At 58.1% G+C, this 10,863-nt stretch carries 12 protein-coding genes; 2 read left to right on the top strand and 10 right to left on the bottom strand.

What is annotated here, in order from left to right; all coding sequences use genetic code 11:
* Positions 1-11 precede the first annotated feature (11 nt).
* The gene (gene purL, locus ACSQ3J_RS11430; RefSeq protein ID WP_060505645.1) at positions 12-2,246 is read right to left on the bottom strand and encodes a phosphoribosylformylglycinamidine synthase subunit PurL; all 2,235 of its coding nucleotides are present in this window, start codon (positions 2,244-2,246) and stop codon (positions 12-14) included.
* A gap of 183 nt (positions 2,247-2,429) precedes the next feature.
* Entirely contained in the window at positions 2,430-3,848 is a 1,419-nt protein-coding gene (locus ACSQ3J_RS11435; protein ID WP_060505521.1) for a PLP-dependent aminotransferase family protein, read from the bottom strand.
* 90 nt (positions 3,849-3,938) lie between these two features.
* Here ACSQ3J_RS11435 and ACSQ3J_RS11440 point away from each other — a divergent pair, with 90 nt between their 5' ends.
* Positions 3,939-4,181 carry a DUF1127 domain-containing protein gene (locus ACSQ3J_RS11440; protein WP_244482278.1) on the top strand — a complete coding sequence of 81 codons (243 nt, stop codon included), beginning with the start codon at positions 3,939-3,941 and terminating at the stop codon, positions 4,179-4,181.
* A gap of 15 nt (positions 4,182-4,196) precedes the next feature.
* On the opposite strand, the gene arsC is transcribed toward ACSQ3J_RS11440, so the two are convergent.
* From arsC to purC, 7 genes are all read right to left on the bottom strand, one after another.
* Positions 4,197-4,544 carry an arsenate reductase (glutaredoxin) gene (gene arsC / locus ACSQ3J_RS11445; protein WP_060505520.1) on the bottom strand — a complete coding sequence of 116 codons (348 nt, stop codon included), beginning with the start codon at positions 4,542-4,544 and terminating at the stop codon, positions 4,197-4,199.
* Positions 4,545-4,983: 439 nt separating this feature from the next.
* Positions 4,984-5,385, bottom strand: coding sequence for a hypothetical protein (locus ACSQ3J_RS11450; RefSeq protein WP_060505519.1), 402 nt, complete (start codon positions 5,383-5,385; stop codon positions 4,984-4,986).
* A gap of 50 nt (positions 5,386-5,435) precedes the next feature.
* On the bottom strand, positions 5,436-6,107 hold the full coding sequence (purQ, locus tag ACSQ3J_RS11455; protein ID WP_060505518.1) for a phosphoribosylformylglycinamidine synthase subunit PurQ: 672 nt from the start codon (positions 6,105-6,107) through the stop codon (positions 5,436-5,438).
* Positions 6,104-6,361 carry a hypothetical protein gene (locus ACSQ3J_RS11460; RefSeq protein WP_060505517.1) on the bottom strand — a complete coding sequence of 86 codons (258 nt, stop codon included), beginning with the start codon at positions 6,359-6,361 and terminating at the stop codon, positions 6,104-6,106. The genes purQ and ACSQ3J_RS11460 overlap by 4 nt, the downstream gene beginning before the upstream one ends.
* A 4-nt stretch (positions 6,362-6,365) precedes the next feature.
* Positions 6,366-6,560, bottom strand: a complete 195-nt coding sequence (locus tag ACSQ3J_RS11465; RefSeq protein WP_060505516.1) for a hypothetical protein — start codon at positions 6,558-6,560, stop codon at positions 6,366-6,368.
* Positions 6,561-6,580: 20 nt separating this feature from the next.
* Positions 6,581-6,823, bottom strand: coding sequence for a phosphoribosylformylglycinamidine synthase subunit PurS (gene purS, locus ACSQ3J_RS11470; RefSeq protein WP_037095598.1), 243 nt, complete (start codon positions 6,821-6,823; stop codon positions 6,581-6,583).
* A 16-nt stretch (positions 6,824-6,839) separates the two neighbouring features.
* The gene (gene purC, locus ACSQ3J_RS11475; RefSeq protein WP_037095596.1) at positions 6,840-7,604 is read right to left on the bottom strand and encodes a phosphoribosylaminoimidazolesuccinocarboxamide synthase; all 765 of its coding nucleotides are present in this window, start codon (positions 7,602-7,604) and stop codon (positions 6,840-6,842) included.
* A gap of 243 nt (positions 7,605-7,847) precedes the next feature.
* On the opposite strand from purC, the gene ACSQ3J_RS11480 reads away from it, so the two are divergent.
* Positions 7,848-8,162, top strand: a complete 315-nt coding sequence (locus tag ACSQ3J_RS11480) for a DUF1476 domain-containing protein (protein WP_060505515.1) — start codon at positions 7,848-7,850, stop codon at positions 8,160-8,162.
* A 55-nt stretch (positions 8,163-8,217) separates the two neighbouring features.
* On the opposite strand, the gene ACSQ3J_RS11485 is transcribed toward ACSQ3J_RS11480, so the two are convergent.
* Positions 8,218-10,800 carry a sensor domain-containing protein gene (locus tag ACSQ3J_RS11485; protein WP_436039114.1) on the bottom strand — a complete coding sequence of 861 codons (2,583 nt, stop codon included), beginning with the start codon at positions 10,798-10,800 and terminating at the stop codon, positions 8,218-8,220.
* Positions 10,801-10,863 lie beyond the last annotated feature (63 nt).

The raw sequence follows: 10,863 nt of genomic DNA on the forward strand, positions 1-10,863 counted from the left end.
TACTCCCTGAATTACTCGGCGGCGATCTGTGTTTCGCCGTCCATGAAGTCAGGGAACCATGATTCATAGGCCGAGCGCAATTGCAGAATTGCAAGTGGCTTGGCCGAACCCAGCACCACTTCCGTACCGCCGGTGCTACCGATGACAGGTGCTGCCACGCCGGCAGCCTTTGCCCGCTCTGCAACCAAGGCTGCATGCTCCGGCTTGACGGTGACGACATAACGTCCCTGGTCTTCGCCGAAGAAGACTTCGATCGCATCGCGGCCGGCAACAGCCGATACCTTGGCACCGATTCCCGATGCCATTGCCATTTCGGCAACCGCCAGCGCCAGGCCGCCGGACGAGCAGTCGTGTACCGCTGTCGTCAGCCCGTCGGTAATCAAGTCGCGAACGAAATCGCCGGTCTTGCGCTCATGAGCGAGATCGACATGCGGGGCAGGGCCGTCGGAGCGGCCATGGACGTCGCGCAGGTAAACCGACTGGCCAAGATGCGTTCCAAGGCCTTCCGGCGCGCCAACGAGCAGGAGGGTCTCGCCTTCGGCGGCAAAGCGGATGCGCGCCATCTGCGACCAGTCGCCAAGCAGGCCGACGCCGCCAATGGTCGGGGTCGGCAGGATACCCTGGCCGTTAGTCTCGTTGTAGAGCGAGACGTTGCCGGAAACGATCGGGAAATCGAGCGCGCGGCAGGCCTCGCCGATGCCCTTGATGGCGTGAACCAGCTGGCTCATGATTTCCGGGCGTTCCGGATTACCGAAGTTGAGATTGTCGGTGGCAGCCAGCGGCAAAGCACCGGTTGCCGTGATGTTGCGCCAGCATTCAGCCACGGCCTGCTTGCCGCCTTCGAACGCGTCAGCCTCGACATAACGCGGTGTTACGTCGGACGAGAATGCCAGCGCCTTGGTCGGATGACCTTCGACGCGGACGACGCCAGCATCGCCGCCCGGCAGCTGCAGCGAATTGCCCTGAATCAGCGTGTCATATTGTTCGTACACCCAGCGGCGCGACGAATTGTTGGCGGATCCAACCAGCGACAGAACGGCATCGGCGATATCGGCCTGCGGAATGTCGCCGGCTGCCAGCGGAGCGGCAATCTTTGCCGGGGTCCACGGACGGTCGTATTCTGGCGCTTCGTCGCCCAGTTCCTTGATCGGCAGATTGGCGACTTCCTCGCCCTGATGGATGACGCGGAAACGCAGGTCATCAGTGGTCTTGCCGACGATGGCGAAATCGAGACCCCACTTGACGAAGATCGCCTTGGCGACGTCTTCCTTGGCGGGTTCGAGAACCATGAGCATGCGCTCCTGGCTTTCCGACAGCATCATTTCATAGGCGGTCATGCGCTCTTCGCGCACGGGAACCTGATCCAGCTGCAGCTCGATGCCGAGGCCGCCCTTGGCGCCCATTTCGACGGCCGAGCAGGTGAGGCCGGCAGCACCCATGTCCTGGATGGCGATGACCGCACCGGTCTTCATCAGTTCAAGGCAGGCTTCCAGCAGGCACTTTTCGGTGAAGGGGTCGCCGACCTGGACGGTCGGACGCTTCTCCTCGATCGACTCGTCGAATTCGGCCGATGCCATGGTGGCGCCGCCGACACCGTCGCGGCCGGTCTTGGCGCCGAGATAGACGACGGGCAGGCCGACGCCCTTGGCTTCCGACAGAAAGATGGCGTTGGACTTGGCGAGGCCCGCCGCGAAAGCGTTGACGAGGATGTTGCCGTTGTAGCGGGCATCGAACTCGACTTCGCCGCCGACTGTCGGCACACCGAAGGAATTGCCGTAACCACCGACGCCAGCAACGACGCCGGAAACGAGATGACGGGTCTTCGGATGATCCGGTGCGCCGAAGCGCAGCGCGTTCATCGCGGCGATCGGACGCGCACCCATGGTGAAGACGTCGCGCAGGATGCCGCCGACACCGGTCGCAGCACCCTGATAGGGCTCGATATAGGACGGGTGATTGTGGCTCTCCATTTTGAAGACCACGCAATCGCCGTCATCGATATCGACCACGCCGGCATTTTCTCCCGGTCCCTGGATGACGCGCGGACCGGTGGTTGGCAGCGTGCGCAGCCATTTCTTCGAGGATTTGTAGGAGCAGTGCTCATTCCACATCGCCGAAAAGATGCCAAGTTCCGTAAATGTCGGCTCGCGGCCGATCAGGCCAAGGATACGCTGATACTCATCCGGTTTCAGGCCGTGCGAGGCAATCAGATCGGCGGTGATGGGGCGGGTATTGGAAATGGTCATCGGGGTCCATTCGGTCCGTTGGAGCATCCTGGACGGCAAAGGTTCCGTCAGTTTGTGAGGATGCGTCAAAACAAAGAGATCACGTCGCGGTTTCTTTAACCGAAGCGACTGCCGGATGCGACAGGAAAATGCCGGAAAAGCACAGGAGATCACGCGCTTTTCGCCGATAATGTGCTGGCTCGCTCAGGCGAAGCTGTCATAGCCCGTGCGGCCGCTGTCGAGTAGCCGGCGAAGGGTCAGGAAACCCCGCCGCACCTCGTTGCGGTCGGCGGGCGAGGAAAAGCCGATGCGGACACGGTGATAAACGCTTTCCGTCCGCCCGGCCTTGAACTCGTCCTCGTCATCAACAAGCACGCCTTCCTCGAAGGCTGCATGCTTGAACGTGCCTGAGAACCAGGGTTCCGACAGTTTCAGCCAGAGGAACGGCACATGTGGGTGAGAATTAAAGTCAATGTCGGCGAAGATTTCGCGGGCCATTTGTTCCCGCGCCCTGATCTCGTCGATGCTTCTGGAGCGTAAAGCCGCCGCTTCGCCGCTTAATACAAGCCGGGCGCAAAGCTCTGCCAAGAGAAACGGCATGCCGCCGCTGACCATCTTGTGAGCGATGCGAATGCGCTGGCTGAAATGCGGAGGACAGGCGACCCAGCCGCCGCGCACGCCCGCAGCGACCGATTTCGACAGGCCACCGACCAGAAATGTCCGCTCGGGCGCCAATTCGGCCAGAAGCGGCAGCATGTCGCCGGTCATTGCGCCATAAAGATCATCTTCCAGCAGCCAGACGCCGTAGCGGCGGGCAATATCGGCGATTGCCTGACGTCGCTCCAGTGACAATGTCACCACGGTCGGATTTTGCGCCGTTGGCATCAGGAAGGCGAGTTTCGGGTGCTGCTGGGCGCAGACCCGCTCGAAATCGTCCGGATCCAGGCCGTAATCATCAGTGCGCAAGAGAATCGTCCGGCGTCCGATCAGTCCGGCGCTGCGGCTGATCTGGGAATAGGTGATGTTCTCGAAGGCGATCTTGTCGCCTGGTGCCGTAACGGCGGCGATGACGGCGACGGCGCCGGCATGAGCGCCAAGCGTCGGCACGATGCGATCGGGCTGCGGCCGGAAACTCCCCTTGGCGAGCCACTGGCTTCCCGCAGTAAACCAATGTGCCGGAAAATCGCGAGCATAGCTGGCAATATCGGCGTGATGTTCCCGGCTGATATCGACCAGCACTTTTTCAAGCGAGGCGCCCTGGCCGATATCCGGTGCGGCCGTGCTGTCGAACCGGAGTTTTCCGGGCGGGGCCTTCAGCGGCCTTGTGCCGGCCAGTGCCGCGCTCATTGGATCTGGCTGTTCGGCCGGGCGCAATTCGGCATTGTCAAGCACATAGGTCCCGCGCCCCACTTCGCCACTGACCAGCCCGCGTTCGCGCACCAGATGATAGGCGCGGCCGATTGTCCCGATTGTCACGCCGATATCGAAGGCAAGGTTGCGCTGTGGCGGCAATTTCGTACCGACGGCCAACACGCCACCGGCAATCGCCTGCTCGATCTGATCGGCGATACGTGCGTAAAGCGGCCCTTGGCCTTGTGTGGGGTCTGGCATCCATGTTGTCATGGTGACAATTTCTACATTGCATCGGTTTTCCTGTCAATTATGACAATCCAATACCGAAATGCAACCGTTGCAATCGATGGAGTGATGACAATGGGTACAATTTGCACCGATAATGGCGCCGCATGTTCTATTGCGATAGGTACAATCCAGCCGCGAGGCCTCGTCTCGCGATTGAAGCAGCTTGGTCGGTATATGATCGTCTGGATTCTCGGCCGTGAAGAAAAGCGGCTGAGCCGGATTGCTCTTTCTGAGCTGACGGATGATCAGCTTGCCGATATCGGCGTTACGCCGGCGGAGGCGCGCCGGGAGGCAGCACGGCCATTCTGGGACTAAAATGGACCTGCAGGACTACAGAATTTCCAGGACTTTGGTGTCTGGCCGGCAGAGTCTGACACCCTTCCCGGTCACGACGATGGGTCTCTGTATCAGTTCGGGATGGGCCAGCATTGCGTCAATGATCTCCCGGTCTGTCTTGCTCTCGTCATCCAGCTTGAGCGCCAGGTACGCGGGCTCCTTGATCCGCAGCAACTGGCGTGGCGCCATGTCCATGGCAAGCAGAAGAGCCAGCATTTCCTCATGGCTCGGCGGTGTTGCCATATAGTCGACAATGGCAGGCACTGTTCCTGTGTCGCGAATGAGCTTGAGAACCGAACGGGATGTACCGCAGGCACTGTTATGATAGATCATGACGGTCATAAGTGTGCCTTTGGTGTGGGTAAGAGCTGGGGTGAAAAGCGCCAGCGGAATGGTCTGCGCCTAGCATGAGAATGTACGCGGATTCGTGACAGCCACAAGAATACCATTCTCTGGTTGCTTGCATAAAAATACGTTCTTGGATTGCGTTGAGTGGGTGTGAACAGTCTCGAGTTGATTGTCGTGCAAAAGGGCGTGAATGAAAAGCGGCAAGAAATAGCGATATGCGATCAATCCACCGCCTATCTCCACCGGTTAGAACGGTGGCTTTCACGGTGGACAATACTTGAGTGAACAGAAGGTCAGTGCCGGTAATTCACCGTATGCGAACGAACTGAATGGTATAATGACAGCCCGGAATGCCGCCGGGCTCAGGTTGTTCGCACCTGATTAGGTTTTTTCGGGGTGCTGTCCGCGCGGCAAGGACTTTGTGCTGAAAGCCTCAGCGGCAGCCCGTTCCGCCAGCAGCCCAGCGTTTGATATCCGTGGTCATCCGTGCGCCGACAGTTTCGCTGAAAAGCGGGCCAAAAGCCTGCAGCCGGGCAGGGTGCCCCTCGGCTTGGACCACTGCGAGAGGTCGCGATTCGGGTGAATTGCGCTTGACGATGAGGATGCGCGGGCGCCCGGAGAAGGAATTCAATTCCGGCGCGAGGCGATAGGCCTTGAAGGCTGCATCACCGGATTTGAACCAGCAGGCATTGGCGCCCAGCGCGATCCGCTCCATGGTGGGCAATGCTGCCGTGTTCTGCGCCGGGGTCGGCGGTTTTGATGACTGGCAACCCGCCAGAAGCACGGCGATGGAGCCGGCGGTAGCAAAGAAGCGAAGGAAAGCTGCGGCGCGCATGAAGGCCCCTTATGATTCTGTCTATAGGGTGCCTTCTAGCAGAGCGACTGTTAAGCAGCGATTACATCGAGCGCGGAAGCGAACAGGCCGCGTCCGTCCGAGCCGCCATGTGCGGCTTCGATCAGGTTCTCCGGATGCGGCATCATGCCAAGCACATTGCCCCTGGCATTGACGATCCCGGCAATGTCGTTGACCGAACCGTTCGGATTGGTACCGGCCGCATAACGGAAGACGACCTGGCCATTATCCTCGATCGTCTTCAGTGTTTCCGCGTCGGCAAAATAGTTGCCGTCATGATGGGCTACCGGGCAACGGATGATCTGACCCTGTTCGTAAGCGCGGCTGAAATCGGTATTGGCATTGACGACCTCAAGCTTGATTTCCTTGCAGACGAACTTCAGTGAGGCGTTGCGCATCAAGGCACCCGGCAGGAGGCCTGCCTCGACCAGGATCTGGAAGCCGTTGCAGACGCCGAGCACCTTGACGCCGGCCTCGGCCTTCGCCTTGATCGCCTGCATGACGGGCATGCGGGCTGCGATCGCGCCGCAGCGCAGATAATCACCGTAGGAAAAGCCACCAGGAATGACGATCAGGTCGACATCCGGGATGTCCGTTTCTGTTTGCCAGATGGTGACCGGCGCGTTGCCGGAAATCTTGGTCAACGCTGCGATCATGTCGCGGTCACGGTTAAGGCCTGGAAGCTGAACGACGGCGGATTTCATGGGTGCGGTTCAAACCTGGATTGGGCCTCGGCAAGCTCGCGCAATTCGAGGCGGTTTTCTATTCTCTCCAAACGCTCATCTATCTGATGAAGCATTGTATAGAGCGTGTTGATGTCGTTCTGGTGGGCATGTAACGACAGTCTTATAGAGCCCATTTCGCTTCGAAGGTCGCGGATCGCATTATCGGATTTGTCGGCCCTAACGTGCATACGCCGCAGAATCTCGTGAATAAGTTCCTGAGTGACATCAGCCATGAAACTAGCCTAGCTTCTCCAGGCGGCTTCCGAACAACGTTCGCTTGAGAGTTTCTGTACGCTCACGGCCTTCTGTTAACTCCCGGTTGGTTTCCCGCATAAAGGCAACCAATTCATCCAGAGACTGGGCGGTCTCTTGAAGCCGACGATCGAGTGCCATTACTTCCGTGTACAGCATTTCATTCGTGATTTCGGCCATTCGACCACCTCATTCAACCATCAGGCGAGTGAGATAGTGTAGTTCTCAATCACCGTGTTGGCGAGGAGTTTCTCGCACATCGCCTTTACTTCGGCTTCGGCCTTTGCCTTGTCGGCAGTGTCGATCTGCAGATCGAAGACCTTGCCCTGGCGGACATGGCCAAGGCCCTCGAAGCCGAGTGCGCCAAGCGCGCCTTCGATTGCCTTGCCCTGAGGGTCGAGAACGCCGTTCTTCAGCGTCACTGTTACGCGTGCGTTGATCACTGTCGTCTTTTCCTGCTTACTTTACCAGAACCGGGCCGGAGCCGCGGGGCGGTTCGTTTTCGTTCATGATGCCAAGGCGGCGCGCCACTTCCTGGTAAGCCTCGACAAGGCCTCCCATATCGCGGCGGAACCGGTCCTTGTCCATCTTTTCCTTGGTCTCGACGTCCCACAGACGGCAGCTGTCCGGCGAAATCTCGTCGGCCAGGATGATGCGCATCATGTCGCCTTCGAACAGACGGCCACATTCGATCTTGAAATCAACCAGTTGGATGCCGACGCCGAGAAACAGGCCGGTGAGGAAGTCGTTGATGCGGATGGCGAGCGCCATGATGTCATCAAGTTCCTGCGGACTTGCCCAGCCGAATGCCGTGATATGCTCTTCGGAGACCATCGGGTCTTCAAGCGCATCGGCCTTATAGTAAAATTCGATGATCGAGCGCGGCAGGACCACGCCTTCCTCGATGCCGAGGCGCTTGGCGAGCGAGCCGGCAGCCACGTTGCGCACGACAATCTCGAGCGGAATGATTTCCACTTCCTTGATCAGCTGTTCGCGCATGTTGAGGCGGCGGATGAAATGCGTGGGAATGCCGATACGGTTCAGATGGGTGAAGATATATTCTGAAATCCGGTTGTTGAGCACACCCTTGCCGTCGATGATCTCATGCTTCTTGGCGTTGAAGGCCGTAGCATCGTCTTTGAAGAACTGGATCAGAGTGCCAGGCTCCGGACCTTCGTAAAGGATCTTGGCCTTGCCCTCGTAGATACGGCGGCGACGGTTCATGAATGGTGTCTCTATCTCTAAAGGCGCTTGGGCTGCGCACTTGGTATTTTCTAAGGCGGTCCATAACCGAAATGAAACCATTTCACAATCGGCGACTGTTCCGATCCCCTGATTTACGTCTGCCCGATCCTCTTCAGGGTAGCACGAAAGTCGCCACGCCGGAAAACTTCGCATTGCACTTTCGATGACCTTTTGGTTTATGGGCGAAAAGCTAAACTCAAAACGGTTTTTGGGAGATCAAGGATGACCAATATGCAGGATCGCGAAAAGGCGTTCGAATCGAAGTTTGCTCTCGACGAAGAGTTGAAGTTCAAGGCCGAGGCGCGCCGCAACAAGCTTCTTGGTCTCTGGGCTGCCGAGCTTCTGGGCAAGAGCGACCCGGCCGCCTACGCAAAGGAAGTCGTCGCGGCTGACTTCGAAGAGTCGGGGCACGAGGATGTCGTGCGCAAGCTTCGCGCCGATTTTGACGCTGCCGGCATCACCCTGACAGACGAAGAGATTCGCCTGAAGATGCTTGAGCTTCTGTCTGAGGCCGTCACACAGGTCCAGAACGGCTGATATCGCCGTATTAGCTAATTAGAACCGTCCGAGTTTTCGGGCGGTTTTTTTATGCCTAGCGGTCCCTCCTGGCCATTTTGTGCATAGATTCGATGGATGTTTCCGGCGTGCGCCAGCGTCCGGAACGGATAAATGCCTCGAGGTCTGTTCTGGCCATGGGCCTGGCGAAGGCATAGCCCTGCAGTGTATCGCAACCCAGATCACGCAAGATATGCGCATGGCGGATTGTCTCCACCCCCTCGGCGACGACTTCGATGTTGAGCGAATGGCCGATATCGATGATCGATCCAACCAGCTTGCGCTGCTCCGCGGCCTCGATAATCGGTATGACGAGAGCACGATCGATCTTGAGGCGGCTCGGATTGAGCTTCATGAGGCCAACAATCGAGGCATGGCCTGTCCCGAAATCATCGATTTCGATGTCGATGCCGAGCGCGCTGAGATTATTGAGGATTTGCGAGGATTCCTCGTCGAGATCGTCGAGGAAGATTGATTCCAACAGCTCGAATGACAGTTTTCCACGCGGTATGTTCAACTGCTTCAAGCTATCGATCAGGCCAGGCTCGCGCAACCGGGGCGAGGAGACGTTGACGGAAATGCGCGGGACACCAAAACCTTGCGTCTCCCAGCGGTTGAAATCGCTCAATGCCTGCTCGGCAATGCGGCGGTCGATTGTCATCAGCGCATTGATATCGTCGGCGATCTTGAGAAAATAATCGGGTGCCAGCAGGCCATGCCGCGGGTGTACCCAGCGGGCGAGCGTCTCGACGCCGGTAATATCGAGCGTGCGGGCATCAAACTGTGGCTGATAGAAAGGAACGAATTCGCCTTCCTCCAGCCCCTTGATGATTTCATCGGCCGTGCGCTTGGTATGATGGATTTGCGTCTGCAACTGTTGCGTGAAAAATTCATAACGGTTCCGGCCAAGCCCTTTGGCCCGATAGAGCGCTATATCGGCGTTCATCAGCGACTGTTTGGCGCCAACTGTTCCATCGACGGTCCAGGCGATGCCGACGCTGGCTCCGAACCTGCACGGGTGCCCGTCATAGGTCACCGGCTGTCGCAGAGCTTCGATGATCTGATCCGTGAGCAAGATGACGTCATCCTGCGGTCGATGCGCGTCGCACAACACCAGGAATTCGTCGCCGCCGATCCGCGCAACGAAATCACGATCGCCGATGATCGTGGAAAGCACGTTCGCCGTATGTACGAGCATGGCATCACCGGCCTGATGACCGAGCGTGTCATTAATCTGCTTGAACCGGTCGAGATCGATATGAAGGATGGCGCAATAATCGACCTTATCGGCAATCCATTCATCGAGACGCTGGTCAAGGAACCGCCGGTTCGGCAGGCCGGTCAGATGATCATGCAGCGCGTTGTATTCGATTCGGGTCCGGGCCGCTTCCAGTTCAAGATTGCGTGCCTCTGCGAGTTGCCGCGCTCTTTCCAGATCCTCGCGCAAGGTAACATCCTCGGTCACGTCCCAATTGGCACCGATGAGTTTGCGCGCGCCTTCATTGTCGGTGAAGGTTACGGAACTTGAGCGGATGTGGCGAATTTCTCCGTCGGGACGGATAATGCGAAACGCGTTCATGAAGGGAGCAGCCGAAGCTACGCCCGCCGCAACCCTTGCGAGGGCTGCATCCCGATCCTGCGGGTGCAGCCTTTCTTCGAAGGCCAACACACTCGGCTCTTGTGGATCCAGGCCATAGATAGATAGCAAATGCTTGTCGCGCACGATAGCGCCGGTATCGAGATTGGCTTCGAATACACCCACCTTCGATACATCAAGAGCAAGTCTCAGCCGTCGCGATATTTCCTCAAGATGAGCCTCGGCCTTTTTGCGTTCGGAGATATCGGTATCCGTGCCGATGATCCGGCTCGGCTTGCCCTCCGATGTCCACTCAATGGAGGCTCCCCGGCTTTCGATCCAGATCCAGCGGCCATCCGCATGGCGTTCGCGGTACTGGAATGTGTTGAACGCGACTTCGCCCTCGTCCTGACGGCGAATACTTTCGATTACGTGTTCGCGGTCGGCCGGATGGACATTGTCGATCCAGACATCGAGGGATCCGTCAACGGTCGCATCCGCTGCCATGCCACGCAGATTTTTCCAGGGAATGGAGTAGAACAGTTCGTTTGTGCTGAAGTCGTGGTCCCAAACGCCCTGGTGAGCACTTTCAAGCGCGTATTTCCAGCGCGTTTCGCTCTTCTGCAGAGTGGTAACGGCCTGCTTGAGCTCGTCGATCGATTGAGTTTGGAGAATGATCCACGGCGATGAGCCGCTCATGTGCGATATCGAAGCCATGACCCATTTGATAGAACCGTCCGGTCGGGGCAGGCGTAGTTCACATTGTTTGGGCGAGGCTCCGTTGGCCTGGACATCTGCCATCATTGCTGTCAGCGGACCCGCGTCCTCATCATGGACAAAACACTGGATATGTTCGCCGAGGATTTTATCTAAGGGCAGGGCAAGAGCGTGTGAGAAGGCTGCATTGACTTCGCGAATGCAGCCGTCCTGTTCCAGCAGACAATAGCCCAAGGGCGCGCAATCAAGAATGCTTGCGGCGTCCGGTAAAACCCCCGTTGCTGCCGGTTTTGGCAGCGAATGTCTACTTTTACTCGCGGTTGTCACGTACCAGCTATTCCCGAACAAATTTCGGGCATCATGACCGATGACAATGAAAGTCCCCTTAAT

This window comes from Rhizobium sp. LjRoot98, assembly GCF_964252935.1.
Lineage (GTDB): Bacteria > Pseudomonadota > Alphaproteobacteria > Rhizobiales > Rhizobiaceae > Pararhizobium.